This is a genomic window from Paenibacillus guangzhouensis (assembly GCF_009363075.1).
Classification (GTDB): domain Bacteria; phylum Bacillota; class Bacilli; order Paenibacillales; family Paenibacillaceae; genus Paenibacillus_K; species Paenibacillus_K guangzhouensis.
Map to the genome: position 1 here is coordinate 5,257,227 of NZ_CP045293.1, position 26,061 is coordinate 5,283,287.

29 protein-coding genes and 1 tRNA gene are annotated in these 26,061 nt (G+C 47.9%); 8 read left to right on the plus strand and 22 right to left on the minus strand.

What is annotated here, in order from left to right; translation table 11 throughout:
* Positions 1-32: 32 nt before the first annotated feature.
* From GCU39_RS23660 to GCU39_RS23675, 4 genes are all read right to left on the minus strand, one after another.
* Complete coding sequence (locus GCU39_RS23660; RefSeq protein ID WP_152395712.1) at positions 33-1,655, minus strand: ABC transporter substrate-binding protein; 1,623 nt, start codon at positions 1,653-1,655, stop codon at positions 33-35.
* 175 nt (positions 1,656-1,830) lie between these two features.
* A complete protein-coding gene (locus tag GCU39_RS23665) occupies positions 1,831-2,166 on the minus strand; it encodes an HAD hydrolase family protein (protein ID WP_227793313.1) in 336 nt (111 codons plus the stop codon).
* A gap of 58 nt (positions 2,167-2,224) precedes the next feature.
* Positions 2,225-3,193: an iron-hydroxamate ABC transporter substrate-binding protein gene (locus GCU39_RS23670; protein ID WP_152395713.1), complete on the minus strand. Its 969-nt coding sequence runs from the start codon at positions 3,191-3,193 to the stop codon at positions 2,225-2,227.
* Between the two features lie 181 nt (positions 3,194-3,374).
* Positions 3,375-4,502: a discoidin domain-containing protein gene (locus tag GCU39_RS23675; protein ID WP_193726599.1), complete on the minus strand. Its 1,128-nt coding sequence runs from the start codon at positions 4,500-4,502 to the stop codon at positions 3,375-3,377.
* Positions 4,503-4,807: 305 nt separating this feature from the next.
* Between GCU39_RS23675 and GCU39_RS23680 the strand changes: the two genes are divergently transcribed.
* Both GCU39_RS23680 and GCU39_RS23685 read left to right on the plus strand, forming a co-directional pair.
* Positions 4,808-5,785, plus strand: a complete 978-nt coding sequence (locus GCU39_RS23680) for a helix-turn-helix transcriptional regulator (RefSeq protein WP_152395715.1) — start codon at positions 4,808-4,810, stop codon at positions 5,783-5,785.
* Between the two features lie 16 nt (positions 5,786-5,801).
* Positions 5,802-6,104, plus strand: coding sequence for a putative quinol monooxygenase (locus tag GCU39_RS23685; RefSeq protein WP_152395716.1), 303 nt, complete (start codon positions 5,802-5,804; stop codon positions 6,102-6,104).
* 72 nt (positions 6,105-6,176) lie between these two features.
* Here GCU39_RS23685 and GCU39_RS23690 read toward each other — a convergent pair whose 3' ends face one another.
* The 7 genes from GCU39_RS23690 to GCU39_RS23720 all read right to left on the minus strand — a co-directional run bounded on the left by GCU39_RS23690 (position 6,177) and on the right by GCU39_RS23720 (position 12,002).
* The gene (locus GCU39_RS23690) at positions 6,177-6,560 is read right to left on the minus strand and encodes a nuclear transport factor 2 family protein (RefSeq protein ID WP_152395717.1); all 384 of its coding nucleotides are present in this window, start codon (positions 6,558-6,560) and stop codon (positions 6,177-6,179) included.
* A 173-nt stretch (positions 6,561-6,733) separates the two neighbouring features.
* Positions 6,734-7,168 carry a VOC family protein gene (locus GCU39_RS23695; protein WP_152395718.1) on the minus strand — a complete coding sequence of 145 codons (435 nt, stop codon included), beginning with the start codon at positions 7,166-7,168 and terminating at the stop codon, positions 6,734-6,736.
* Positions 7,169-7,334: 166 nt separating this feature from the next.
* Positions 7,335-7,790, minus strand: a complete 456-nt coding sequence (locus GCU39_RS23700) for a GNAT family N-acetyltransferase (protein ID WP_152395719.1) — start codon at positions 7,788-7,790, stop codon at positions 7,335-7,337.
* A 92-nt stretch (positions 7,791-7,882) separates the two neighbouring features.
* A complete protein-coding gene (locus tag GCU39_RS23705) occupies positions 7,883-8,467 on the minus strand; it encodes a TetR/AcrR family transcriptional regulator (protein ID WP_152395720.1) in 585 nt (194 codons plus the stop codon).
* A complete protein-coding gene (locus GCU39_RS23710; protein ID WP_227793661.1) occupies positions 8,455-9,102 on the minus strand; it encodes an alpha/beta hydrolase in 648 nt (215 codons plus the stop codon). Before GCU39_RS23710 ends, GCU39_RS23705 begins: the two co-directional genes overlap by 13 nt.
* A gap of 315 nt (positions 9,103-9,417) precedes the next feature.
* Positions 9,418-10,923: an alpha/beta hydrolase family protein gene (locus GCU39_RS23715; protein ID WP_152395722.1), complete on the minus strand. Its 1,506-nt coding sequence runs from the start codon at positions 10,921-10,923 to the stop codon at positions 9,418-9,420.
* Positions 10,924-11,141: 218 nt separating this feature from the next.
* Positions 11,142-12,002 carry a sulfurtransferase gene (locus tag GCU39_RS23720; RefSeq protein ID WP_152395723.1) on the minus strand — a complete coding sequence of 287 codons (861 nt, stop codon included), beginning with the start codon at positions 12,000-12,002 and terminating at the stop codon, positions 11,142-11,144.
* Between the two features lie 61 nt (positions 12,003-12,063).
* Here GCU39_RS23720 and GCU39_RS23725 point away from each other — a divergent pair, with 61 nt between their 5' ends.
* Both GCU39_RS23725 and GCU39_RS23730 read left to right on the plus strand, forming a co-directional pair.
* Positions 12,064-12,570: a GNAT family N-acetyltransferase gene (locus tag GCU39_RS23725; protein WP_152395724.1), complete on the plus strand. Its 507-nt coding sequence runs from the start codon at positions 12,064-12,066 to the stop codon at positions 12,568-12,570.
* 115 nt (positions 12,571-12,685) lie between these two features.
* Positions 12,686-13,045 (plus strand): c-type cytochrome, encoded by a 360-nt coding sequence (locus tag GCU39_RS23730; RefSeq protein ID WP_152395725.1) that lies wholly within the window; start codon positions 12,686-12,688, stop codon positions 13,043-13,045.
* A gap of 81 nt (positions 13,046-13,126) precedes the next feature.
* Here GCU39_RS23730 and GCU39_RS23735 read toward each other — a convergent pair whose 3' ends face one another.
* Positions 13,127-13,420 carry a hypothetical protein gene (locus GCU39_RS23735; RefSeq protein WP_152395726.1) on the minus strand — a complete coding sequence of 98 codons (294 nt, stop codon included), beginning with the start codon at positions 13,418-13,420 and terminating at the stop codon, positions 13,127-13,129.
* A gap of 181 nt (positions 13,421-13,601) precedes the next feature.
* On the opposite strand from GCU39_RS23735, the gene motA reads away from it, so the two are divergent.
* A complete protein-coding gene (gene motA, locus GCU39_RS23740; protein ID WP_152395727.1) occupies positions 13,602-14,402 on the plus strand; it encodes a flagellar motor stator protein MotA in 801 nt (266 codons plus the stop codon).
* A complete protein-coding gene (gene motB, locus GCU39_RS23745) occupies positions 14,386-15,195 on the plus strand; it encodes a flagellar motor protein MotB (protein WP_152395728.1) in 810 nt (269 codons plus the stop codon). The genes motA and motB overlap by 17 nt, the downstream gene beginning before the upstream one ends.
* A gap of 61 nt (positions 15,196-15,256) precedes the next feature.
* On the opposite strand, the gene rluF is transcribed toward motB, so the two are convergent.
* Together rluF and GCU39_RS23755 are read right to left on the minus strand one after the other, a co-directional pair.
* Positions 15,257-15,958 (minus strand): 23S rRNA pseudouridine(2604) synthase RluF, encoded by a 702-nt coding sequence (gene rluF, locus GCU39_RS23750; protein ID WP_152397405.1) that lies wholly within the window; start codon positions 15,956-15,958, stop codon positions 15,257-15,259.
* 21 nt (positions 15,959-15,979) lie between these two features.
* Positions 15,980-18,277: an ATP-binding protein gene (locus GCU39_RS23755; RefSeq protein WP_152395729.1), complete on the minus strand. Its 2,298-nt coding sequence runs from the start codon at positions 18,275-18,277 to the stop codon at positions 15,980-15,982.
* A 290-nt stretch (positions 18,278-18,567) separates the two neighbouring features.
* On the opposite strand from GCU39_RS23755, the gene tadA reads away from it, so the two are divergent.
* Positions 18,568-19,041: a tRNA adenosine(34) deaminase TadA gene (gene tadA / locus GCU39_RS23760; RefSeq protein WP_152395730.1), complete on the plus strand. Its 474-nt coding sequence runs from the start codon at positions 18,568-18,570 to the stop codon at positions 19,039-19,041.
* 413 nt (positions 19,042-19,454) lie between these two features.
* Positions 19,455-20,741 (plus strand): serine--tRNA ligase, encoded by a 1,287-nt coding sequence (gene serS, locus GCU39_RS23765; RefSeq protein WP_152395731.1) that lies wholly within the window; start codon positions 19,455-19,457, stop codon positions 20,739-20,741.
* Between the two features lie 91 nt (positions 20,742-20,832).
* Here the strand turns inward: serS (GCU39_RS23765) and GCU39_RS23770 are convergent, their stop codons facing one another.
* From GCU39_RS23770 to pdxT, 8 genes are all read right to left on the minus strand, one after another.
* A complete protein-coding gene (locus GCU39_RS23770; protein ID WP_152395732.1) occupies positions 20,833-21,909 on the minus strand; it encodes a DUF6612 family protein in 1,077 nt (358 codons plus the stop codon).
* Between the two features lie 119 nt (positions 21,910-22,028).
* A complete protein-coding gene (locus tag GCU39_RS23775; RefSeq protein ID WP_152395733.1) occupies positions 22,029-22,928 on the minus strand; it encodes a YitT family protein in 900 nt (299 codons plus the stop codon).
* Positions 22,929-23,077: 149 nt separating this feature from the next.
* The gene (locus tag GCU39_RS23780) at positions 23,078-23,230 is read right to left on the minus strand and encodes a small acid-soluble spore protein P (RefSeq protein ID WP_018759309.1); all 153 of its coding nucleotides are present in this window, start codon (positions 23,228-23,230) and stop codon (positions 23,078-23,080) included.
* Positions 23,231-23,247: 17 nt separating this feature from the next.
* The gene (locus GCU39_RS31645; RefSeq protein WP_193726600.1) at positions 23,248-23,418 is read right to left on the minus strand and encodes a hypothetical protein; all 171 of its coding nucleotides are present in this window, start codon (positions 23,416-23,418) and stop codon (positions 23,248-23,250) included.
* A gap of 45 nt (positions 23,419-23,463) precedes the next feature.
* Positions 23,464-23,814, minus strand: coding sequence for a hypothetical protein (locus GCU39_RS23785; RefSeq protein WP_152395734.1), 351 nt, complete (start codon positions 23,812-23,814; stop codon positions 23,464-23,466).
* A gap of 145 nt (positions 23,815-23,959) precedes the next feature.
* A tRNA-Ser gene (locus GCU39_RS23790) sits at positions 23,960-24,048 on the minus strand.
* A 60-nt stretch (positions 24,049-24,108) separates the two neighbouring features.
* The gene (gene serS, locus GCU39_RS23795; protein ID WP_152395735.1) at positions 24,109-25,389 is read right to left on the minus strand and encodes a serine--tRNA ligase; all 1,281 of its coding nucleotides are present in this window, start codon (positions 25,387-25,389) and stop codon (positions 24,109-24,111) included.
* Positions 25,390-25,460: 71 nt separating this feature from the next.
* Positions 25,461-26,045, minus strand: a complete 585-nt coding sequence (pdxT, locus tag GCU39_RS23800; RefSeq protein ID WP_152395736.1) for a pyridoxal 5'-phosphate synthase glutaminase subunit PdxT — start codon at positions 26,043-26,045, stop codon at positions 25,461-25,463.
* Positions 26,046-26,061 lie beyond the last annotated feature (16 nt).

The window sequence follows — 26,061 nt, forward strand, 5'->3', positions numbered from 1 at the left end:
CCCAAATGACCATACACGAAAGTGATCTCACGTCATGCATATTTGTGATCTTTCGTTAATGCATGCATCAGCTCGTGCAATTGGGCATACGTGGAGATGGGGTCGAACCCGTAAAACAACTCGGGCTGATTCAACAGGTATACCCGTTTATGCCGAACCGCATCAAGCTGAAGCCACTTCGGTGATCGGAAGAATCGATTCGCATGCTGCTGTCCTTCCGGTAAAGAAGGCAGTGAAGTAATAAATATATAGTCCGCCGGATAATCCGCGATCGATTCGATTGCTGCTTCAAGATAACCATGCATGGCAATATTCTGCGCAAGAAGTTGCGGCGGCAGCTGAAAGCCGAGATCCTCGTAGAGGATTTGACTCCCTCTCCCAAAGCTGCTGCTGAAGCAATACGCACTGCGCTGACAGATTTCCCAGACAATCGCTGTGCCTCGCTTACCAACCTCCTGATCAAGCCGGCCATTGCACTCGTCAACGAGCTGGTTATATTGGAATAACCAGTTCTCAGCGACTGACTCTCGCTGGATCATGCCCGCAATTAACCGGAACTGCTCCCGCCAGTTCATGGTCATAAAAGGGATCTCCACGAGCGGGGCAATCGGGAGCAGGCGTTGATTCTCTTTCGCTGGGTGATAGCCGATAATGAGGTCGGGGCCATGAGCAGCAATAGCTCCATAATAAGAATTTGGTGCATGATCATACGGGTTGAACTTCGCTCCGATAGGCTTGCCCTGCATCCTGCATGCCTGTTCTAACCAGGGTGTGTAGACGCCTAACGCCGGAACGGCATCAAGGGCCATCAACATGGCCGTATAATTTTCGTTTAAGGCTGCGATCCGTTTAGGCTTACGTTGATACAACGTCGGAGACATACCTACCCATTCTTTGAACTTTCGGCTTAAATATAATCCTTCCTTATAACCAACTTCCTGTGCCACGGTATGAAGGTCCTCTGATCCGATCAACATCCGCGTCTGGGCACTGCGAATTCGGAGCAGGCTCAGATAGGCATTGAATGTACGCCCCGTATGTTTACGGAAAGCACGGGAGAAGTGTTCTGGACTCACATTGGCCATGCCCGCAAGCTGTTCTCGAGTCAAATCTGTATCATAATTGGCTTCAATGTAATGCAGTGCTTGCTCCATCCAGCTTCCTCGATCCTCCTGCCTTGACTCTATCTCGCGATAGATCCCTAGCAATAGGTCAATGAATAGCTGTTGCACGCGGAATGGTCCCCCAAGTTGAGGCGCTCTCCAACATTGCTCGAGTTCACTTGCGATCCGTAGGATGTCCGCCGGGAACCCATGCAGCGCAGCCGGATACTCCAACCCCGTCGGCGTCGATCCATCCGTAGACATACTTCGGTATGTCAGACAAATACCGCGTAAAGAAACCAAATTCTTCGTCTCAATATCCAATGGGATAGAAGCATCTACTAGAAAAACACTCCCTCTTCCCATCCCATGGGGCTGCTCATCGACAACCAGCATACCTTCTCCATCGCTTATGATTACAATACGGTATGTGGGTATATCATCTACGCACACGATCGGAATGTCCTCATCAAATCTGTATACGCCTAAAGGGATATGAACATGATTACGCGCAGCGGATATTCGCTCAAAATGTGAAACGGATATGGTCATCGTTCATCCTCCCCGAATATGTTCAATCGATGAAGGACGCCATGCACGCCCTTCTTTCAATGATAGAGATTATCATTCTCATTCATAGGTGTCAATCTATTAGCATACCTGATTCCGACATATGAAAAATAGCTGCAGGGGAGTCTCTCGACATACGTTGCAGCCCTATTCCTACTTATCTATACATATGTGCAGCAAGTGCTTGAAGCTTCTCCACGATCTGATCCTCTACCTCATCCCCCAAGGCAATCGACTCGGTGGCGTAACTCGCGAGTTCATCGTGATGACCGATCATCACCGAATGCGCCGCATGCATGAACATCGAGATATCATTCGCATCATTACCGAAAGCGACATACCCCCCCTGCTCGATACCAATCTTACGAAGCGCTCCCCACTTATGGATATTATTCGGGCTCATGTCCAGCACATGCTCGCTCTTATGCCGATGAACGACCACATCGAGCTCTATGATTCTATTTCTATCTTCCCCTCCTACCATATATCTCATGTTGTAAAATGCAAAAAAAGAGCACCTAAGCACTTACGCTCAGATGCTCTATTTACATTTATTCACCAAGGAAGCTCTTGATGAAGAATTCAAGCTGAAACTCCATGCTCAGTGGGTCATTGAAGTAGAACGCCTTCGCATTCGCTTCATACACACGATTGTTCTTCACCGCAGGAATGTTCTTATAGGTCTCTGTATTTTGGAATGAGTTATCTTCTTCTGCATTTTTACTGAAAATCACGTAGTCGCCGAAGTAGTCTCCAAGCACTTCTTGGGACACTGCAAAGTAACCGTCTTTCTTCGTTGCTTCGCTGACTTTATCAGGCTTTTTGAGACCGAATCCGCCATCATAGAGAATCTCCGTCCCGCGCCCGAAATTATCGCCATAGACATAGAGTTGTTTGTTGAATGTCTCAATAACCGATACGGTCGCATTGTCGCCAATCTTCGCTTTGATCTTTTCTCCAGCCTCTTTGACTTTCGTCTTGAAGCTGTCGACCCATGCCTGGGCTTCTTTCTCTTTATTCAACAGTTTCCCGATTTCAAGCTGCTGCGTTAAATAATCGACCTTGCCGTACGTATACGTTACTGTTGGCGCAATCTGCTTGAATTTATCGACGTTCTTGATATCCGATAGCCCGATAATCAGATCCGGATTCAGCTCGATGATCTTCTCAACGCTCTCATCCGAGACCGCTTCAACATCTTTAAGCTGCTCTTCAAATCTTGGATTTTCTTTGGACATCTCATCCACGCCGACGACCGGTACACCGAGTGCCATCACGTTACCAGTTAAGAAACGCGTAATCACGACAACACGCTGCGGATTCTTCGGAACTTCAACAGGACCCGCTTCCGACTGGTACGTAAATGTGCCGGATTCCTCGGATGCGGAGGATGCCGGAGCCTCCGTCTTCGTGTCTGAAGACGTCGTGTTTGCTTTGTCTGCCGTATCTGCAGTCTTGCCACCACAAGCACTTAACAGAAGGACTAAGACCAATGTTAATGATAAGAACAATTTTTTCATTTGAATGACTCCCCTTCTATATCTCTTAATCATCTCACGGATGAGAATGATTATCATCATCACCAGACCATTCTATCGGGTCGTTGTTCAACTGTCAACCAATTTCATGGAAAAAATCACCGTACGCTAATAAACCGTGTCCTCCTTGTGAAAGGAGAAACACGGTTCTGCGGATCTATTTTCAATACCAGGCCACTTCAGATACACACGTATCCTCATACTTCGAGCCCGGGGTGACCTCTAGAATCTTGAACGTAATGGACCTCGTGATGATCTTCTGATCGCTCAAGTCAAATACCGAACCCTTCGTAAAGTCAGCGATATAGGAGCTCCCGTCCGAAAAAGTCAATTTCGCTTTTCGCACACTACCATTCTCAAGAAAAGCAGCTACCGATTTCCCATACCCCGGAAGGATCAAAATCCCGTTCAATGCCGTCTTCTGCGCGAGGGTAATCGTGAAGCTCTGACCGACTCCCTTTCCCTTCGTACCTTCACACCAGCAGGTTGCCGTATCGCCATCCACGACCTGTGACGGTTGATACGAAGTTGATTTCGATTTCGGGAGTGTCGAGGATGCCGTCACTAGCGATGCGCGGACATCGCTTCGATGTTGATACATGTTGGACCAAGCATCTTTCAATTTCTCAGCCGTACGCTTATGGAGGTCCACTCTATATTCGGTCAGGAAATGACCCCGTACATCCACCGAGATATACCGGACCCATGGTTTGATCCCTTCATTATCTGCGACCGGAAACTGGAACTTCACCAGACTGGATTCCTTACACTGGCAGGCCTTCGATAGAATCGCGATGGCGTCATCTGTACGATAGGTTTGGTTCCCATAGGGATCACGAATAAAGTTCCGTGACGGACGGAACTGGGACTTCACCTCCGATGGCAAGACATCCATCTGCAGCACAACTGCACCAGATGTCAATTGAACGCTAGCTTGTCCTTGTCGTGTATGCATGATACCGCTTTGGTCGTATTCATCGAATTCATAGGTGAAGGTTCCCGAATGATCCCCATCCAGCGTCAATGTTGTAAGCGGCCTAAAAGTATAGCTCTCTCCTGAGAACCATGCATCATACGTGACGTTCAGGGCATCATTCTTCTTATCGTATTCTATGCGAAGGGAACCATCCTCATCTTCCTGTTCAACGAGTGCCTGATCCACCCATAACCCTGCCCACGAAGATATCCCCTTACCGCTCAGCGGTTGCGAATTCGCGTTCACCATTGTGGTCGGCGTCACGGTTGCGATTAGCAGCATGAAGGCCAAAAGAGTAGTTATTGTATAACGCATTCCCATCATCCTCGTTCCTCTCATTAAGATCATGCATACCTATTCGATGCTTGGCCCTGTATCCCTTTAATTCGTTCTTTTAGTACCTTCTTTTACGCCAAAATCGCCGCAATAGAATCTTTACGATCGAAACTACACGGCGATTGAAGTCTATGTTAATCTATCTCTATCCACTTGGACAAAATAGGGATTTATTGAATATCAACAAGAGACCCTGTCACAAGATACTTACATAATCACTGACTGATTCTGTCAGGGATTGTACAGTATACTTCATGTACAGGTCGTGAAAGTGAGCTGTATGCATGTCCAAAGCTGATAATATGCTATCCATTCTGTGGATGCTCCGTTCAGGCAGACGGGTGACGGCCTTACAACTGGCCGAGAAGCTGGAGGTTCATGTACGAACCATCTATCGATGCATCGACGCCTTATGTGCCAGTGGTGTCCCGATCGTCGCCGAATCGGGGCCGAACGGAGGCTACTACATTATAGGGGAATTCTTCGAATCTCCACTGTTCTTCGATTCAGACGAACAGAAGGGACTCATCCATGCCTCTACCTTTGCCCAAGAAGCAGGCTATCCGCATTCGGATGCCCTGACCCGGGCGATGGACAAACTCAAGCGATACACAAATGATGAGCAGTTAGAGCAGTTGGAACGCCATGGCGAAGGCTTATCGGTGATCTATCCGAAGATGGAAGACAAGCACCGCACATTTCTACAAACGCTGGAGGAATCAACCGGTGAAGGACGGACACTGGAGATGGCCTATGATCGCGGCAAGGGTGAAGCATCTCCGCCACGGCGATTCGACCCTTACGGTATCGTCTATTGGAAGGGTAATTGGTATACGATCGGATACTGCGGATATCGTGAGGAAATACGAAGCTTCCGAGTAGACCGCATCCACTGGCTGCGAGCGACCGAATCTCGGTTCGATCGTCCCATGGGATTCTCCGCGAAGAACTTCCTGCTCGGACAGCTGCTACCGCATCCTGATCAAGCGGCAGCACTGGAGACGGTGCGAATCCGCGGGCATGAGCAAGTATTGAACGAGCTGTGCCGACACTGGCTCTTCGGGCACGCACGAGTAGAGCGGCAGCCGGAAGAAGCGGTATTCCAACTGGAACGCTCCATGATCGAGACCTATGTGCCTTATTTCCTAATGCCGTACGGGACGACGCTCACCATCGATTCCAAGCTGCTCGTCGAGAAGCTAGTCGAAGCCAGCTCCAAGCTCACAACGCATTACCAGACGATGTTATCCAATCTCAAATAAAGAAAGGAAGATCAAGATGAGCAAGCATGTTTTATTCGGACAATTGAAGGCGAATCCAGGGCAGCGCGATGAGCTCGCGCAGACGATGCTCGCGAACGTGGAGACACTGAGGAACATGGAAGGCTGCATTTACTATATCTTGAACGAATCCATCGATGACCCAGATTTACTCTGGATTATGGAGATGTGGGAAAATGCAGATGCGCATGCCGCATCGCTGAAGAATGAGAATGTCCGTGCACTCATTGAGCGCTGCCGGCCTCTGATTGCAGGGGGTAGCGCTATCCCTGTACGTCCGATTGGCGGCAAAGGGCTATAACGTCCATACTGAAAAACAGCCTGGAGCTTCGTTGCTCCAGGCTGTTGTCTTCGCGTATCGTCTATTGAATCCTTAACTGTAATCTTCGATCAATGAAATCAAACCATCCGTGAACCGAAAAACAGACTTCCCTGCCATTTGCAGCTGATCCCCTGTCTTAAGGCCATTCGGCAAATCTTCAGCAATCGTGCCTTCATAATCGATTTGTACTTCGATTTGATTCCTTGCATCATGGTAATCCACAATGGTCTGACGACGGCTAGAGAAGATTTGCGTGGATTGTTCTGCTAAAGCTTTGAACGCTTCTACCCCTTTGGTTTCCGTGTTCAATTCCCCGTTCGCATAATTACGGAAGATGACATCCTGGTGCAATAGTCGAACCATGCCCGCCACATCAAATGCATTATAAGCTTCAATATAGTGGTTGATCATTTCTCTGTTCCCTTTACTCGTCATCGTCATGAACCTCCTTCTACGTGATCACCCGTCCCCTATCCCCTCGGAGAATCGAGCCAAGTCCTGTTCCGGTCCGTCATCTAATATTTGTATCTGCAGAACAACTAACCCCACGCAGGCAAATACGTAGGGTTGTCCTCTAGCAAACCAGATTTTTGTACGTCGAGCCCTCTTTATCGTTCGGCTAACTCCGCCAAGACCGGCTGCTGCCACACTTGAAATTTATTTCCGTCCAGATCCTTGAAATTTAATTGCAGCCCGCATCCACCTTCGTCACGCACTGCTCGCTCCACCCACACACCGGATTCGCGCAAGGCCGCATCTAAAGTATGGATGTCGTCCGTCTCGAAGCAAATCGGAAACATTTCGAACGGTTCTCTATCTGCCGTCCACCCCGTCGTCATGAAATGAAGCGGATGCCCTCCAGGGCACGGCAGCAGGAACAACCATTGTCCGCTGTCCATTACCATAATCGCTCCACTCCCCGGCTCCACTGGCGAACGTAAGGTGAGTCCTAATACCCGCTCATACCAAGCCGCTGATGCAGCAACGTCGATCACCGGCAAATATGCGCATTCAATGCGTTTAAGCAGTGCTTTCTTTTCCATTTACAAGGCTCCTCCTCGCAAATCATTGTTCTACTCTCGTATCAGTATAATGGAATATATTGATAATAGATACATAAAAATGAAACGTCATTCCAATGTTGCGCACCATGCGAAAAAGCCCGGAACAAATGTCCCAGGCATGAAATAAAACAAAATTCCCTGCAGTTTATAATTCCTTGGTCATAAAAGCACTGTACGGATCTTCGACATAGTCGGCGAAGGGCTCACAGTATTGGAACCCTGCATGCTCATAGAGCTTTCGCGCAGGAATGAACGAGTCCATCGATCCCGTCTCCAAGCTGAGCCTCTTATACCCACGCTGCGTGGCTTCCGCAATAATGTGATCCAGCATCCGCTTGGCCACGCCTTTGCGAAGATGTGCAGAGGCGGTCCGCATGGACTTGATCTCCGCATGCGTTCCGTCGAGTTCTTTGAGTGCTCCGCAGCCTAGCAGCTCATCTTGCTCCCATACCGTCCAGAACGTAATTTCGGGCTTCCTCAGTCCGTCAAGATTCAGCGCATGCACGCTCTCTGGTGGCGAACTCTCGTACATGCCGTTCAGATGCTCCATAATCAACGCTTTCACTTGATCGCCCGTCAGATCGTCTACGCGAATCTCCATCTCGATCACTCCCATTTTCTCACAGTCTACCGTACGAAGGCAGACTTGTCCAGAACGTCATGGTCGAGCGATACAGTGCCATCCGTGATGAGCTAAGCTTTGGTTATCGTCCGCATGACAAAATCATGTTCAGGAATTCGGTAGCCTTCACCCAATACCATAATACCCGAGAGGATAGTGAAATAATTTCCAACAAGCTCCTCGAGATCACCCTCCACAATGTCACCCGCTTGCTGTCCATCCCTAAATATTGGGATTATCCGATCTATATAAGCTTGCAATGGGTATTGCAGGAGAAGTTGCTTGGTTTCCTCCGGTACGCCGTCCGAATGGTTAGCCTGATAGATCAGCATGAAATACGGCGTATTTTCTTTATCCAGGATATGTTTCGTCAATAGTTGTATCTTCTCCAAAGACGATCCTGGGAGTTGAGAAAGTCCTTCGATTGATGAAATCGATGTTTGGACAGCTTCTTGAATAAGCATCGTGAACAGTTCGTTCTTCGTTTTAAAATAGTGGTAAACCAGGCCATGACTGACCCCGGCTTCGGCAGCGATCATACTCATCTTCGTTCCGATAATCCCCCGCCTGGAAAATACTTTAACGGCTGCTTGAATAATTTGTTCTCTGCGCTCATCGCGTATTTGATGCAACTGCTCTCCGCTTAATGGTGACAATCATCTTCATTCCTTTTTTCAGTTTTTGTTAATAAAAACTCCTTAACAGGCTGTGCCACTTGAATGGGCGAATAACCGTTCTCTGGAGATAGATGGTGCAATCTTGGAATCGTCAACATTTGTGACCCCTTTATCGTCTGATTCAATTCACGGATCATTTGATGCACGGATTCCGAGCTCTTATAGCCAGACATTAAGAGTACGTCCGCTTGAACTGCCGCGTATTTACGGTAAGTGGACGCCAGGCGTTGTACTTCCCTATGCTCATTTAGATTTTCAGGTAAAAGGTGCAAAATCCGATTCCAATGCTCCCCGCGTATCCCTATGCGTAAATTAAGTTTAGCAAACCATTTGGGTACTCGCGATAGGAATGTTTGACTCGCTCCTTGTACGAATGTCGTAAACGCCCCTCTGAAGTCTTTCCGATTTATGTCTTCTTCATATTCGGTTATCCAATTCCAATCGACCGGTACGGAGTGAATAACGACTCCGGGCTCATAAAGTGCTATCTTTACAAATGTCAGATTTGCTAAAGAAGCCTCCAATGCCGCAAGTCCCCCATAGCTGTGGCCGAAAATATAGCAGGCTCCCGTAGCCTCTTGTACTGCATTAATATCTTCGCATTCCTTGAGAATTGAATATTCCGGCCCTTGCGGCCCGCTCCCCCCGCGCCCCCGGCGGTCATAAGCCCTGGGCCACGGCCAATACTCTGGTAACCAATCTTTGTCCCGTCACGCGAAATAACTGTCGAACGAGTAAATGAATCCTTATGATCCTCTTTCATTGGTCTGACCATATCGCAATTCCCCTTTTGAGTGCACTTTGATAACTTTTTTGATTGACTAAGTCAGTCAATTTTAGAATAAAATGATTTTCATTCATTGTCAACGGGCGGGTACGATAGTTCATAGAGAACAGGCTGCCGCAAAATCGGCAGCCTGCTCCGTAATTTATAATAGCGAGGTTACGAACTTTACCTCCGGAAAGCGGCTATCCGGTCCTTTCATTAAGATTCCTCCTTGATTTTTCAGATACATATCGAAGAAATCCAGCATATAGGCATTGATAACGGAGTTCGCTCTTTCTGGAGCAATCTTTCCTGTAACGCCCAGCATTTTGAAAATCGGAGAAATGAACTGTACGTCGGTAAAATTCAAATGCTCCGTATTGTCGATATAGAGGAATTGTCCCCCTGCGGCAACCGTTTCGCGCATCCGTTCAAGCTCCAACTTTTTGTCTTTCGTTACTTGATCCATCCACTCTCGTGTGTTATCCATACGGCTAAGCTCTGAATCCGTGTAGACCCGGTTATCCATCACCATTTTTAATTTTACGAATTCGCTTTCCGAGTTCATGAACAAAAACGGCTTTCGCAGACCCTCTCTGTCACGCAGTCGATAAAGCCCTCCATCTAAGTCTATTCCAACCGCGATTCGCGGATCGTAAGAAGCGTCATAGGCCGTCGCTCCACCGATGGAATGACCAAAAACCCCGACATGGCTGAGATCAATCCTCCCTTTTAGATGACTTGGAATCTGCCCTGATTGGATGAGCTCAAATTCGTCAAGCGCAAACGCCACATCGTCGGTTAACACTTTTCCCAACTTGTCGCGGTTTCCGCTTTCCGTTCGGTAATCATTGTCGGGCGAGAATAAGTCGTTGGTTGTGCTGGTCGTGATTCGACCATCAGGAAACTCGGTAGCAAATGTGTTGTAGGTGTGGTCGATCACTGCCACGATATATCCGTGACTCGCGAGATTTTCGGCTTGCGCCGTGTGGAGGAACCTGGAAGAGCCGAAGCCGGGATTCGTAAGGATCAGCGGGTATGAAGTCTGTGCCGAAGAGACTTCGGCCCCCGAATAAGCATGACTGGATACGAACTTCAGGTGTTGAAAAGTAAATCCGGGTAGGCCATAGTTCGCGGCCATATAACGTAAAATCTGGGTATCGGGAATAAAGGGGGCGTACTTGCCGGTGCCAGCTTGAGCCGGATACCATACTTGAACCATCAATTCTCTCTTACCTGTCGCGGCTTTGCCAAATGTCTCCTCCCGGTTTGGATCGACGAAACGAAAGACTTGCGTGCCTACCTTCATCTCGCCGGTTGGCGCCGGAAGGTCGAATACGGGAAACACATAGAGGAAGCACGCCGTTACGGTTAACCCAATCATGATAAAAAGGCGGCCCAGCACCCTACGGATTCGCGAGGCAGTCCGAACGGGTTTCTGCGTTATGAAAACGTCTCTAAGCGAAAGCATAAGCATCAGGATCGTAAATCCGTATAAAAATAAAAACTGAACCCTGTATCCTTCGACAAGCAAATGTATGACTAACAAAATGGAGCCAGCTCCGCTTGTCAGGAGTAAAGCTGATCTTCGGATACGTTGATTGAAAATGAACAGGAAGGCCAACAAACAAGCACTTGAAAAGAATAGCAGCATTTCAAAAAGCCTCACGCCAACTCCCCCTAAAAACGAATCCCATCGATGGATAAAATTAGCATACAGGAGCAAATAGGTTGATACTATTGATCTAGATGACAATTGTCTTACACTCTTTTAAGGTTGCGCTACGATGACTGTTGAACAAGAAAGCCCAAAAAGGGCTGCAACAGGTCACTTACTTACCACCTGTCACAGCCCTCCGGCCTGCGTCCGACGCGGCCTTTCAGCTCTTACTCTTCTCCCGTCGCAATCGGATTCCCCTCATACGAAATCCAATCGCTCCAGCTTCCCGCATACAATCTTACGTTTTTATATCCCGCTTCCTGCAGTGCGATCACATTTGGGCAGGCCGACACGCCCGATCCGCAGTAGACGATGATGGTCTCCGCTTGATCCGCGCCTAACTTGACGAACCGAACCTTCTGCTCATCCGCCGAACGCCATAATCCTTGCCCGTCCAGCGACTCCTTCCAGAATGCGTTCAGCGCACCCGGAATATGCCCGGCCACAGCGTCGATCGGCTCTACCTCACCGCGATATCGTGGGGCTTCCCGCGAGTCAATGAGGAGGACGCCGGACTTCGTCATTTCTTGACGCAACTCGTCGATATGGATGATGGATCGATTGTCGATCTGCGGCACATAAGTTGCAGAACTTGTCGGTTCCGGTATCTCGGTTGTTGTCGGATATCCCCGCTCAGCCCAAGTCGTGAAGCCGTCATCCATGATCGAAGCACCGCCAGTATGTCCCGTGTACTGCAAGAGCCACCATAGTCGACTCGCCATCATGCCGCCTTGATCGTCATAAGCAACCACATGCTTGGACGCATCGATACCGATGCTGCTGAACTTCGATGCAAGTGTATCGATATCCGGCAGAGGGTGTCTCCCGCCATGTTCACCCACGGAAGAGGACAAGTCCCGATCCAAATCCAAATAATAAGCACCTGGCAAATGTCCCGCTTCATATTGTTGCTGTCCCACGTTCGGTGCAGCCCCACCCATCATGAACCGACAATCCACCAAAATCACGTTCGAATCCCCTAAATGCTCATGCACCCAAGTCATAGATACGATGTTGCCTTGTCCCATGTTCTACCGCCTCCTTTTTGCTATAATATAACAATATCGATTTGAGTAGAGGAGGTCAACGATGGACGCATTCCAACACAACCTGCCTGCCATGCAGATCGTCCTAATGACAGAAGCGCATGCCGCAGCCGTCTGCAGCTGGGAGTTCGAACCGCCCTATAATATTTATGGATTCCTACCTTGGGAGGACATGCAGAAGATTGGAATCGAGTTCGGAGACCCTGAGCTTCGTCAGGAGCAATACCGTGCGATTGAATCACCGAACGGCGAGTTGATCGGATTCGCGCAATTTTTCCCTATGGTTGGTGTGACACGGCTCGGCGTCTGCATGCGACCGGATTTATGCGGACAAGGATTAGGAAGCCGATTTATGGAAACCATTGTACAAGAAGCTATCCGTCGTTCGCCGCAAGATGAAATTGATCTTGAAGTACATAGTTGGAATAAGCGAGCCATTCGCACCTATCAAAAGGTAGGTTTTGTAATTACCGACACATATGACAGACGCACCCCAACAGGCATCGGCGAATTCCATTGCATGGTCTGGCAAGGACATTCATCACGATAAGCGGTCGATTTGAGCGTTAGTCACAAAATTGTCATTTACACCTTTTGGAATATAGTGTTACGATGGTGTATAGCTGTGGTAAATTTAAGAAGTAGCATGCAAAGGGGGCGAACATATGCAAAAGTGGATTATGAGCACATTATTTTTCGGGGCTTGTACCTTAGCCATTGTATTGATGTTTACGTTGAACGTTGGTCCTAAAGGCGAACAGAAGCAAGAAGCGAAGATGCCTGAAGTTACGCTTGATGCAGCGGCAGCAGAAGCAACCGTAAAAGCAAACTGCATCTCTTGTCATGGTAACTCGCTGGAAGGCGGCGTTGGGCCGAATTTGCAGAAAATCGGAGCAGAGCTGGACGAACAAAAGCTTTTCAAGACGATTACTAAAGGTAAAGGCGGCATGATGCCAGCTTTTAAAGACAAGCTAAAAGAAGAAGAAATCGCAAACGTAGCGAAATGGCTCGCAGCGAAGAAATAATAACCGCAATAAATAGAAGAAACACGCCGTACCTCTCATCCATATGAGAAGTATGACGTGTTTTTTTGTGCGATCTGCCAGCTAAGTGAGCTTGATCATCGCGACGATGTTCTCTCCAATGCTCACATCGATTAAGTGGAAATTCGAATCATAGGTTACTTCAGCGCTGCCTACCTGGATGATCTTATCCTGTCCAAGCCCGTAGAACACATCATCCGCCAACGCTTCAAGCACTTCCTTCCGTTCTCCTTCCCCTAACCTCTCCCATTCCTCAGCCGTCATCTCAAAGAACTCATAGCAATCCGGAATCTGAGCAACGGCGGTCATTAAATCCGCCAAAATATCCGCATATTCTCTGCCATGTTTAACTCCCATGAACCTCACTCCATTCCTAACCTTGTCCTGTCCAAGCACAATTCCTTCTTTATTATACCTAAATTTTTTGACTAAAGCTGACGATAAATAGTATATTACAACTCTTTACCGCCCAATTTGGCGACTAGCGTCGATAACTAAGGATGGTACCTATTTTATTTCTCATGGATGAGGTGTGCACGTGGAAAAATCAACATTAGCCGGTATTATTTTAGGTCTCTCTGCGATTATAGTCGGGATGTATTTGAAAGGCGCTCCCTTAGGGTCGCTCTACAACCCAGCTGCCTTTATGATTATTTTTGTCGGTACAGCAGCATCGGTATGTATGGCCTTCCCAATGTCCGAGCTGAAGAAGATACCTAAACTGTTTGGCCTCGTGTTCAAGCAGCAGCAATTGATCGACCGTACAGAATTGATCCGTCTCTTCACAGAATGGGCGAGCATTACGCGTCGTGAAGGTCTGCTTGCGCTAGAGGCGAAAGTCGAAGAGATTGACGATGATTTCATGCGCAACGGTATGCGAATGATCATCGACGGGAACGAACAAGATTTCGTACGCGACGTCTTAATGGAGAACATTAATGCAACCGAGACGCGTCACCGTTCGGGAGCACTGATCTTTCAACAAGCGGGGATGTACGCACCGACGCTCGGGGTACTCGGGGCCGTTGTCGGTCTAATCGCTGCTTTATCGGACATGTCCTCGATGGAGCATCTAACCAAAGCGATCGCAGCCGCGTTTATCGCAACACTATTAGGTATTTTTACCGGATATGTTATCTGGCATCCCCTCGCGAATAAATTAAAGCGTCTCTCTGAGCGTGAAATTCAAGTACGATTAATGATGGTTGAAGGTCTGCTATCCATCCAATCGGGTGTATCTACGATCGCGATCGGCCAGAAGCTAGCTGTATTCCTAACTCCTGCAGAACGCGTGAAAATGGAGGAAAAGGGGGAATCCGGCGGTGAGCAAAAAGAGTAGAAAAGCCCATCACGATGAACACATCGATGAATCCTGGCTCATTCCTTATGCCGATATTCTAACCCTATTGCTTGCATTGTTTATCGTACTCTACTCGATGAGTGCTGTTGATGCGAAGAAATTCGAAGAGATGAGCCAAGCCTTTAATGCCGCTTTTAGTGGAAGTACAGGCATCTTGGATCAGACCGCTGTCATCAAGACTGGCCCTGCGAACGGCAAGAAAGATAACGAGGATAAGAACACAGGAAATGTCGATATCAAAGATAAAGACAAAATGACTGCCATGAAGCAAGAAGAAGAGAACATGGCCAAAATTAAAAAGAAGCTGGACCAATATATTCAGGAGAATAAGTTGACGTCACAGCTCAGTACGAAGCTCAATCAATCCCAGCTCCTAATCACGATCAGTGACACTGCGCTATTCGCCTCAGGCAGCGCGACCGTCAAGCCGGAATCCCGTAATCTAGCCGTGACCATGGCGGATATGCTCGAGCAATTCCCGGGATATGAGATAATTATCGCGGGACATACGGATAATCAACCGATCTCGAATTCCGAATTCGAATCCAACTGGGAGTTGAGCTCCACGCGGGCATCGAAATTCATGAAGATTCTGCTGCAGAATCCGAAGCTAGATCCGAAGCTGTTCAGCGTCATCGGCCAAGGGGAATACCACCCTGTGGCGAGCAACGCAACTGTCGAAGGAAGGGCACAGAACCGCCGAGTAGAAATCTCGATCATGCGGAAGTTCGTGAACAATGAGGACACGAAGAGCATTACCGTAAAAAAATAATTATTTAGCCATGAAAAAGGCGCTTCGTTGAACGAAGCGCCTTTCTTCTTACCCGATCCTATTAGCCTAGCTCGTATTGCAGCGTCTTCCCTAGTTCGGCCTTCTCTGCCGGCGTTAAATCTCGCCATGTGCCAACGCGCTGGGAGCCTAGATGAATGTTCATAATCCGAATGCGGCGCAGCTTTTTTACTTCATAACCGAAGGCTTGGCACATTCTACGAATCTGACGATTCTTCCCTTCCGTGAGAATGATCCGGAACTCCCGCTCGCTAATCCGAGTTACCGTACAAGGCAGCGTCATCGCACCTAGAATTCGTACACCACTCGCCATCCCTTGCAGGAACTGAGGTGTGATAGGGCGGTTCACCGTTACAATGTATTCCTTCTCATGCCGTCCTTCTGCCCGCAAAATCCGATTCACAATATCCCCATCATTCGTGAGCAAGATTAGCCCTTCCGAATCTTTATCCAATCGACCAATAGGGAATATTCGTTCTTTATGCTTTATAAAATCAACAATATTTCCCGGGACATGGGACTCTGTCGTACAAGTAATGCCCACAGGCTTATTCAACAGGATATAGACATGTTTGCTCGCATCCGCAATCGGACGGCCATTAACGCGCACATCATCACCTGTCTCAGCTTGACTTCCTAGTTCAGCAACGATCCCATTAATCGTCACTTTGCCGTCAGCGACTAGTTTGTCCGCCTCACGTCGTGAACAAAAACCGGTCTCACTAATAAATTTATTAATTCGCACTGCCATTCACCTCTAAAAATCTTAAATCAACCCAGGCGGATTGTCTAGTTGCACTTCATAGAATACAGGCAATTGGATCGTTACGGTCGTACCAACATTGACAATACTCGTAATTTCCAGTGTACCCTTGTGATTATGAATAATACGCTGACTCACCATCAGACCAAGACCCGTTCCGGTCTCCTTATCCGTATAGAACGGCTGGCCCAGCTTGGAGATGTTCTCCTCTGGAATCCCATGTCCATGGTCGATAACTTGTACGCGTACATCCTTCTCATTCCAAATTTCCGTAATTAACTTAATCGTACCCCCAGACGGCATGGCTTCAAATGCATTTTTGAATATATTGATGAACACCTGCTTTAAATGGTTTTCTTCACACTCAATCACACAAGGCTCTTGCGTAAAATGCGTATCAAAATGGATATTCACCATATTGGCCTGACTATCTAAAAGGGAGATCACATCCCCTAGTATATACCGTACATCCTTCTTCTGAAAGTGCACCGCCTGCGGCTTCGCCAAGATCAAGAATTCACTCACGATCAGATTAATTCGGTCAAGCTCTGAGAGCATAATGTCCGTATGGTTGAGATTAAGCACTTGTTTCTGCTGCTGGAATTGCAGAAAACCCCGAAGGGTGGTTAACGGATTACGAATTTCATGCGCAACCCCCGCTGCTAGCTGCCCAACCGTTGTGAGCTTCTCCGACCGGCGAAGGAGCTCTTCCATCTTCTTATGCTCCGTCACATCTCGGGTAATGCTAGCAAAGGCGATACAGTGACCATTCTCATCATAGATGGCAGAAGTCGATACACTCACATCCACCAGCCTGCCGTCCCTGGTCATACGCTGCGTCTCGCGCGCCATCAGGTTCTTCCCAGAGATGAGCCAGTTCATTACCCGCTCCTCTTCTTCTTGCCTTGATTCTGGTATGATCGTAATATGCTTCCCGACAATCTGCTCTGTATTCCATCCGAAGAGTTGCTGGAAGGCATAATTCGCTAGAATCACGCGACCCTCCAAATCGACAACATGGATGGCGTCCGCGGTCTGATTAATGAACGATTCCAAATACTCTTTCATCGCTCGGTTCTCTTCATAGGTCTGCTGCAACTGATTGGTATAAATACTGAGGTTCCGCGCCATCATATTAATCCGCCGTGCGAGAAGCCCCAGCTCGTCTTTACTCTTAATTTTGAGCCGAGCACCGAAGTGACCGTTCGCCACATCATTGACCTTATCCAAGATCGATTGAAGGGGACGAATCATTCGACCAGCGATCAAATAACTCGTTATGATCATAATCTCCAGCAGTACGATCGATATCGCGATATAGTTCACAAGCTGCTCATTCAAGACGCTCGAGATCATTTTATAATCCATCACAATGCTGATCAAGTAAGAGTCATCATTCGACACGGGAATGAAGCTCTTCGTAACATGCTTGCCGTTGATCTCTGCTTCATAGCTAATATATTCGCCACGAGCAGCCTTCTCTACATACGCAATATCATTCACTGGATCCACATAGGTGTAACTGCCAAATACGATGGGTTGTTCCGTATGATAATAACCTACGCGATCATCGAGAGGGTTCGACAAATCAAGTGCGGAGGCGAGTTTGAACAATTGAGGATAGATGCCTGTCACTTCAAGAATATTCGGATTGGCCGCGATCGTCTTGCGAACGATCTCGTTCATATCGGATATTCGCTCGTAATCTTTGAGATCACTTTCTAGCATATATGTACTTATAATATAGTTGCGTTTGCCGTCTTCATAGAAACTTCGTTTATCCGTAAGATCTGTTCTGGCACTCGTATCTAAAGGAGCAGCCCAGAATCTCTCTAGTGGCTTATCTTCCTTAAGCTCGGCTGGATGAATGAATTGTTGGAAGGCAGCATAGCCGTAATACCAATTATTCGCCACGAGTCCCTGATCGGATATATTCGATGAGCGCTGAATAACCAACTCCCCGTTAACAGGTGCTAGAAGCGAAATGTGCGAAACGCCAAGCCTGCGGCTGAGCTGCTTCAGGTCCTCATCGCGGACTTGGTGAATATCAGGATCAAGCTCACGAGACGCCGTAATGGAAGCCATGTATAACTTCTCGCTTATCAGCTGTTCGACATATGCGGCCCCCGTTCGCGCCTGTTCGAACTCTATCGCAATTTGCTTTGCGGTGGCCATCATTTTATTCTCACTGTCTTCGCGCATATTCTCCTTCGTAGAAAAATAACTGAGTACGATATTAAATAACATAATAACGATCAGCGTGCTTGATATAATGAGAGATAATTTCACTTTAATCGACAAAGTTCACTCCACCTTATAACACTTCGGGTAGGCTAATTCTGGATGATGTTACCTTTAATAATAACCCCTTCCACTCTATTTGGCAAAGAACAAATGTTCAAACTTGATAACCAAGGGATAATTTCCTACAATAGATTCTATGTTATTCACATTTTACACACAGTTCTGTGGATGAATTGGATAATATGTGTATAAGTCTGTGTACAACCCGCAAGTTATCCACAGATTTGTGCACATCATGTTAACAACGAATAAATGTTCGTCGAACAAATCGCAGGAGGATCTATCCCATGCATGAAAATACTTACCAATACTGGATGCGCGAAGCGATTCTAGAGGCGCACAAGGCTGAAGCGATCGGTGAAGTGCCGATTGGCGCGGTGGTCGTCTGGCAGAATCAAATTATCGGCCGCGGTTATAATCTGCGCGAGACGACATTCGATGCGACGGCTCACGCCGAATTAATCGCCATCAGGCAGGCCAGTGAGAAATTAGGCGCATGGCGCCTGCTCGATTGCACACTCTATGTCACGTTAGAGCCTTGTCCAATGTGCGCGGGCGCAATCGTTCAAGCAAGGGTTCCAACGGTTGTCTATGGCACGACGGATCCGAAGGCTGGCTGTGCAGGAACACTGATGAATCTATTACAAGAACCGAGGTTCAACCACCGGACGGAGGTCATCGATGGCATCGCACAGGAAGAATGCGCGGCCTTGCTGACGAATTTCTTCCGCAAGCTGAGGAAGAATAAATCGAAGGACTAAGCTCTAAAAAATGCATGTTCAGGCAAAACCTAAATGCGGACCTGAAATGTTTCCAAAGAACGTAAGCATATGCTCTTCGAAGATGAACGTAGATTCGATAAGTTATCCACTTGTGGATATAACCATTTTGCGCTATAATGCATACAATAATTTCAGATCGGAAATATGCCGATGAAGAGATTCCAACTCGGAGGCGTTTGCGACAAGAGTTCCAGGTCACCCCTCATGAACTCCCTAAGTTAACCGGTCACCGCTCCGTTATCGCGGTACCAAAGTGGATTTGCACGTGCCATCGGGCACATGCGAATCAAGTTGGGTGGCACCGCGAGCACAGCGCTCCTCGTCCCAATCGGATGAGGGGCGCTTTTTGTGTTTTTACCACAATAACGCGTTAGCGGAAGGAGACCACCATTATGTTAGACATTCAATTTATTCGAGATCATGCAGAGCAGCTGCAGCACATCGCAGACCAGAAAGGCATCGCCGTATCAATCGCGGCGCTGCTCGAGGCTGACGCGCGGAGGCTCGACTTGCTCCAGCAAGTCGAAGCGCTGCGGCGCGCACGCAACACGCTCGCCCAGCAGGGCGCGAGCGTAGACCGCGCATCGAGCGAAGCGATGCGCCTGCAAGCCGAGGCACGGCAGCATGGCGCCGTGCTGAAGGCACGCGAACGCGAGCTGCGCGACGCGTTCGAGACCTGGCACGAGCTGATGCTGCTCGTGCCGAACATGGCGTCGCCCGCCACGCCCGCAGGCGTGAGCGACGCCGACAACGTCGAAGTGAAACGGGTCGGCGCAGCCCCCCGTTTCGACTTCGAGGCGAGAGATCACATCGCCCTCGGCGAGGCGTGTGATCTCTTCGATCTCGCGCGCGGCGTCAAGGTCGCCGGCACGCGGCAGTACTTCCTGCGAGGCGCGGGCCTCAGCCTGCACCGCGCCGTGCAGCAGCTCGCCCTCGATCTCCTGATGGATCGAGGCTTCACCGCGATGGACGTCCCGCTGCTCGCACGGGAGGACGCCATGATTAACACCGGCTTCTTTCCGGGTGGCCGCGAGCAAACCTATGCCGTACCAGAGGATAACGCCTGGCTCGTCGGTACCGGCGAAGTCCCCCTCGTCTCGTATTACAGCGACGAGATTGTCGATGTCGCAGCGCCAATCAAACTCGCCGCGGTGTCGAATTGCTTCCGCCGAGAAGCTGGCTCAGCTGGACGCGATGTACGCGGCCTGTACCGTGTGCACCAGTTCGCAAAGGTTGAACAGGTCGTAATCTGCAAGAACGACCTCAGCCTAGCGGAGTCGATCCTGCACGAGATGATGGCCAACAGTGAAGAGCTGCTACGATTACTCGAGCTGCCCTATCGCATCGTCGCCGTAAGTGTAGGCGACATGGGACAAAAGAATTATCAACAATTCGATATTGAGACGTGGATGCCAAGCCGGGACGCTTATGGTGAGACCCATTCGGCTTCGAGCTTGCTCGATTTCCAAGCCCGCCGTTCGCGGATCCGATTCATCGATGAGCAAGGCAAGCCCCAATTCTGCTATACGCTGAACAATACGATGGTGGCTACACCGCGCATTCTGATTCCGCTGCTGGAGAACCATCAACAGGGAGACGGGTCGATTCGTATTCCTGCAGCGCTGCAGCCCTATATGCGAGGTATGACGGAAATCCGCCCAACAAAGGTGCTCACATAACGCAAAACGGCTGCTGACCCACTTTGCAGGGTCAACAGCCGTTCAGATAGACAACCAAAAAATCCGCCCCAGTTACGGGCGGATTTCTCTATTATTCTGCAGCAACTCCAGCGCCGCCGAACATTTGTTCAAGCTGTTCCATCGGAATTACGTCTTGTGGAGGCGTACCAATTTTGAAGCTTGGTTTACCGTTAATGTTGGAGTACTCCGATGTTACTTTCGCATTTACTTTCACGGTAGATCCTTCAGCAGTTACATCCACATTGATGTTTGCTTCTTGATATGCAGGGAATTGATCCTTGTTCACAGCTGTTACAACGTTCAGATCGTTGATTTTGAAGCCCTTCTTGATCTCAGCTAGCGCTTCTTTCAGCTTCGCTTCGTCTGTAAGGTCCTTTTTCGCTGTTGCGATATCTTCAGCTTTCAAGCTTGGAATCATGTCTTTATACTTATCACTTGCGAGCAAATCAAGCACTTGCGGTGCAACGTCTTTCACAAGAACTGTAAGACCCTGCTCCAAATTCTCGTTGTTGATTGCTAGCTTAACAACTTGCTTCGCTTCTACGCCCTCAGGCAATGTAACAGACTTCGCATCTACCTCTTGGAAGAATGTTTTGCCATCGAATTTCTCGAATAAGATCTTCATAATATCCATCGACAATTCTTGCGACTTCGCAGTATCGAACGTTGGAACTGTGCTCTCGCCCGCTTGTTCAGCAAGCTTCTTCATATCGATCTCAACGAATTTGCCAACCAGGTTCTCTGGCATCGGAATCATTGGGATGCTTGGTATCTTCACCCACATTTTTTCTTTCGTCATAACGATCGGCATATTCAGCGTGAAGGATGCATCACCTTTGATCGTCAGATCCACGTTCATCTCCATTTGCATTGGATCTTTCTGATAAGCACCTGTCACTGTAACCTGAGCATTCTTAAGCATATTATAGACCATGCCTACTTCTGGATTCGCTGTAAGCTCTGGACTGGATACGTTCAGATCATTAAGAACAAATGATGCCTTGAAATCATACGATTTCATTTTGACAGCATTGTCCATAGCTGCTTGAAGTGCTTCCTTCGGATCTTTCTTCGCCCCACAACCGGATAATACGAGCATGATCGCTAGCATACCCATGACGACGGACATCCATAACTTCCTGTTCAAATCAATTTCCCCCTCAATCCATAGAAAAATTTCATACCGTACTATCATAGTACATTTCCCATGAATTGCAAACGGTTTTCTGTAATATTTTCAAAAATTTCTCAAATAGTACTTTTATCCTAGTGGATATCCTTCTTCTTGAATCTTCCACCGCTAACATCATGAATGTTGCCAATCGCGAGGAAGGCCGACGGGTCTAATTCCTGCACAATGGTCTTCAGTTTAGCTTCTTCTAGACGGGTAATCACCGCGAAAATCACTTTCTTGTCATCACCAGAGAATCCGCCTTCCCCGTTGAGATACGTAACACCCCGGCCTAGACGGCTAAGGAGCGCTTCCCCAATCTCACGATGGCTATCACTAATGATCCAGACCGATTTTGACTCGTCGAAGCCTTCAATAGTCGTATCCATCATCTTATAAGCAATGAAATAAGCAATCAGGGAGTACATGGCACGATCCCAATCAAATACCAATCCTGCACAGCTAAGAATGAAAAGGTTAAAGAACATAACGATTTGGCCTACGGAGAAAGGGACCTTCTTATTGAGAAGAATCGCCACGATCTCCGTACCATCCAGGGAACCGCCGAACCGAATAACAAGTCCGACCCCAATCCCGAGCAGGATGCCTCCGAATACAGCCGCGAGCAGCGGATTATCTGTGAATGAAGGCGAATGATGGAACATCACCGTACCAATGGACATCACCGATACACCAAGTAATGTGGATAGTGCAAAAGTCTTACCAATCTGTTTATAACCAAGGAATAAGAACGGTAAATTGAGTACGAATAGGAAGAGACCGAGCTTTAATCCCGTAATATGCGACAAAATAATTGATATCCCTGTAATCCCGCCATCGATAATATTGTTCGGAACCAGGAAGAACTCTAGAGCAACAGCCATTAAGATGGCACCAATTAGAATAAAGACGACTCGCTTCAAAATAATTGGCAGTGGTGTTCTCAAATGTTTACGTGTGGACTGCGCGGCTACGGCGCTTGCATGTTCTTGCATAAAATTTCCCCTTCTTGTCTTGAACAGTTTCTATTCAATTAGTTTAGTTACTATACTATTTATTATATAAGATATCTATAAAATAAAAAACCTTAAATCTAAAATTAATTAGAAATAAGGCCTTTTTTTCATATTTTTTATGGAAAGTACTACCCTTGCGGATTGTTGTGGCTCACATGGTTATGTTGTTTAGTTTTCTTCGAGCCGGATAACGGTTCCTGTTGTCCAGTACCATTGTCGGCCTGGTGATGGCGTTCTTTCTGCTGTGCTTCAGGAACAGGTATTGCTTTGGACTTGGCCATTGAATTGTACCCTCCTATTATGGATGTTTCGTATCGGTTGTGTGGTCATGATTCAAGGCATCCTGATGACGCCGATCATTGCGATCTTGCTGCTGCTGTTGCGCTTGATGACTGTTCACTGCGGTCTGATTCAAATCGTCCACTACATTGCTTAGATTTTTATCCACAGCGCCTTTCGCTTTCGTCATACTGCTGCCTCCTTGATCCTATTCGCTGAACGATGAATTCCAATTCTAATGTTCATGCGTGATGTCGTGAAGCGCCTGTGCGCATTCATGAATATTGCGTGTATACGTCTGAGCCATTTCTTGAATCACCTGGGTGCGCTCATCGACGGTTACACCATCACGTTCGACATCCACCAGATCTACCTTCACTTCACGTGAGTCCACATAAGCGCATTGAAAATCAAATGTATACATTTGACGTCCCGCGGCCTCAATATGGATGCGCAGCGCCTGCGGATTAGCTCCATCTGGCTCTACCTGGGCATGATCTCCTTCTTGCAGTGTCGTTGGCAGTGTCTGCTGCCAAGCGTTCACAAGTTGCTCCTGGGCAACCGATATCGGTTCATTATTCTGCATAACTGGCACCTCCTACTTACGTACACACCTATTCTGTGAAGGGAGGATACCTTTTATGCAACATCGCCAAAGCGTGCGGTCCCGATAATGAAAAAAGACCCTAACATCGATGAACGACGCTAGAGCCTGGTTATGTTGTAGGTTATGGCGGAGAGGGTGGGATTCGAACCCACGTGGGCTTGCACCCTAACGGTTTTCAAGACCGCCCCGTTATGACCACTTCGGTACCTCTCCAGATAAAATCTTTTCGTGACAAAAAAGATCTTACCATAGTATGCACCTAAAATGCAAGTCCTATTTCTTAGAAATTACTTCTAGGCCGCCCATATAAGGCTGGAGAACAGTAGGAACGCGCACACTACCATCCGCTTGCTGATAATTCTCAAGAATGGCTGCGACTGTACGGCCGATGGCAAGACCTGATCCGTTCAGTGTATGCACGAACTCTGGTTTGCCTTTCGCATCACGACGGAACCGAATATTCGCACGACGTGCTTGGAAATCTTCGAAGTTCGTACACGAAGAAATCTCACGATACATGTTGCTCTCAGGAAGCCAGACTTCAAGGTCATATGTCTTCGCCGATGCAAATCCAATATCCGCAGTACATAATGTCAGGACACGGTAAGGCAATTCAAGCAATTGCAATACCTTCTCAGCATTCTGGGTCAGATCCTCGAGTTCAGCGTAAGAATCTTCCGGTTTCACGAGCTTCACAAGCTCTACCTTGTTGAATTGATGCTGACGAATCAATCCACGCGTATCGCGACCTGCAGAACCTGCTTCCGAACGGAAACATGCACTGAACGCAACGAATTTCTTCGGCAAATCTTCCACATTCAGAATCTCTTCGCGATGAATATTCGTGACAGGCACTTCAGCTGTTGGAATGAGATAATAATCTGTATCGCGCAGCTTGAATAGATCCTCTTCGAACTTCGGCAATTGACTCGTACCGATCAGACTGTCGCGATTGACAATGTACGGCGGTAGAATTTCTTCATAACCGTGCTGATCGCTATGTAGATCCATCATGAAGTTCAATAGAGCCCGTTCAAGACGTGCGCCAAGCCCTTTATAGAATACGAAGCGTGATCCCGTTACTTTGGCTGCTGCTTCGAAATCCAGAATGCCAAGGTCTTGTGCAATATCCCAATGTGCCTTCGGCTCAAAATCGAACTTCGCAGGCTCAGACCATCTACGAATCTCAACATTATCTTCTTCAGAAGCGCCTATAGGTGTTGCATCGCTTGGGATATTCGGAATTGCTAGCGTTAGCTCTGTGATCTTCTCATCGAGCACACGCACTTCTTCATCCAATTCCTTGATACGATCCGATACTTCGCGCATCTCAAGGATCAAGTCGTCTGCATTTTCACGCGCTTTCTTCAGTCTAGCTACTTCTTGCGAAACCACGTTACGACGATTCTTCAGGGTCTCGCTCTCTTGCAGCAGTTCACGACGACGAACATCAAGCGCTGGGAATTCAGCGATCAAATCAAGCGATTTACCGCGATTCTTAAGCGCTTCCTCCACACGTCCGAATTCATTTCGTAAAATTTTTACATCTAACAAATGATTTCCCTCCAATGAAAACACCTTAACCCTTGTTTACAAAGAGTCAAGGTGTCTATTTACCTTATGGATTATCGTTCTACAACAGCAGAATCTTTAATCATATCCAGGAAATATTCATGCAGACGCACATCGTCTGTCAATTCCGGATGATAGGAAGCTGCTAGCAAGTGCCCTTGCCGTGCTGTTACAATCTCTCCATTGAAGGTGGAGAGGACCTCCACCTCTGGACCAACCTGCGTAATGAGCGGTGCACGAATGAATACGGCACGAATGGGCTCATCAATTCCTTGTACAGGCAAATCCGTCTCGAAGCTCTCGCGTTGCCGACCAAACGCATTACGCGCAACCGTCATATCCATTAATTCGAGATGCGCCTCGTCTTGTCCTTCAATTCGCTCCGCAAGAACAATAAGTCCTGCACAAGTGCCGAAGATCGGCTTCCCTTGTGCCGAGAAGCTACGAACCGCATCAATAAAGTCATACTTGCGCATTAATTTACCAATCGTCGTGCTCTCGCCACCCGGAATGATCAAGCCGTCCAACTCGTCCAATTGCTCCACACGCTTCACGCTTACGCCTGTTGCGCCTGCTTGCTCAATACTGCGAATATGTTCAGCTACAGCTCCCTGCAGCGCCAATACGCCAACTTTCATTGCAAGTCCCTTCCTT

Excerpts from the sequence above, each read along its gene's own strand:
- GCU39_RS23660 (WP_152395712.1), bottom strand. The coding sequence starts at position 1,655 with ATGACCATATCCGTTTCACATTTTGAGCGAATATCCGCTGCGCGTAAT.
- GCU39_RS23665 (WP_227793313.1), bottom strand. The coding sequence starts at position 2,166 with ATGAGATATATGGTAGGAGGGGAAGATAGAAATAGAATCATAGAGCTC.
- GCU39_RS23670 (WP_152395713.1), bottom strand. The coding sequence starts at position 3,193 with ATGAAAAAATTGTTCTTATCATTAACATTGGTCTTAGTCCTTCTGTTA.
- GCU39_RS23675 (WP_193726599.1), bottom strand. The coding sequence starts at position 4,502 with ATGCGTTATACAATAACTACTCTTTTGGCCTTCATGCTGCTAATCGCA.
- GCU39_RS23680 (WP_152395715.1), top strand. The coding sequence starts at position 4,808 with ATGTCCAAAGCTGATAATATGCTATCCATTCTGTGGATGCTCCGTTCA.
- GCU39_RS23685 (WP_152395716.1), top strand. The coding sequence starts at position 5,802 with ATGAGCAAGCATGTTTTATTCGGACAATTGAAGGCGAATCCAGGGCAG.
- GCU39_RS23690 (WP_152395717.1), bottom strand. The coding sequence starts at position 6,560 with ATGACGAGTAAAGGGAACAGAGAAATGATCAACCACTATATTGAAGCT.
- GCU39_RS23695 (WP_152395718.1), bottom strand. The coding sequence starts at position 7,168 with ATGGAAAAGAAAGCACTGCTTAAACGCATTGAATGCGCATATTTGCCG.
- GCU39_RS23700 (WP_152395719.1), bottom strand. The coding sequence starts at position 7,790 with ATGGAGATTCGCGTAGACGATCTGACGGGCGATCAAGTGAAAGCGTTG.
- GCU39_RS23720 (WP_152395723.1), bottom strand. The coding sequence starts at position 12,002 with ATGGGACAAGGCAACATCGTATCTATGACTTGGGTGCATGAGCATTTA.
- GCU39_RS23725 (WP_152395724.1), top strand. The coding sequence starts at position 12,064 with ATGGACGCATTCCAACACAACCTGCCTGCCATGCAGATCGTCCTAATG.
- GCU39_RS23730 (WP_152395725.1), top strand. The coding sequence starts at position 12,686 with ATGCAAAAGTGGATTATGAGCACATTATTTTTCGGGGCTTGTACCTTA.
- GCU39_RS23735 (WP_152395726.1), bottom strand. The coding sequence starts at position 13,420 with ATGGGAGTTAAACATGGCAGAGAATATGCGGATATTTTGGCGGATTTA.
- tadA (WP_152395730.1), top strand. The coding sequence starts at position 18,568 with ATGCATGAAAATACTTACCAATACTGGATGCGCGAAGCGATTCTAGAG.
- serS (WP_152395731.1), top strand. The coding sequence starts at position 19,455 with ATGTTAGACATTCAATTTATTCGAGATCATGCAGAGCAGCTGCAGCAC.
- GCU39_RS23775 (WP_152395733.1), bottom strand. The coding sequence starts at position 22,928 with ATGCAAGAACATGCAAGCGCCGTAGCCGCGCAGTCCACACGTAAACAT.
- GCU39_RS23780 (WP_018759309.1), bottom strand. The coding sequence starts at position 23,230 with ATGGCCAAGTCCAAAGCAATACCTGTTCCTGAAGCACAGCAGAAAGAA.
- GCU39_RS31645 (WP_193726600.1), bottom strand. The coding sequence starts at position 23,418 with ATGACGAAAGCGAAAGGCGCTGTGGATAAAAATCTAAGCAATGTAGTG.
- GCU39_RS23785 (WP_152395734.1), bottom strand. The coding sequence starts at position 23,814 with ATGCAGAATAATGAACCGATATCGGTTGCCCAGGAGCAACTTGTGAAC.
- pdxT (WP_152395736.1), bottom strand. The coding sequence starts at position 26,045 with ATGAAAGTTGGCGTATTGGCGCTGCAGGGAGCTGTAGCTGAACATATT.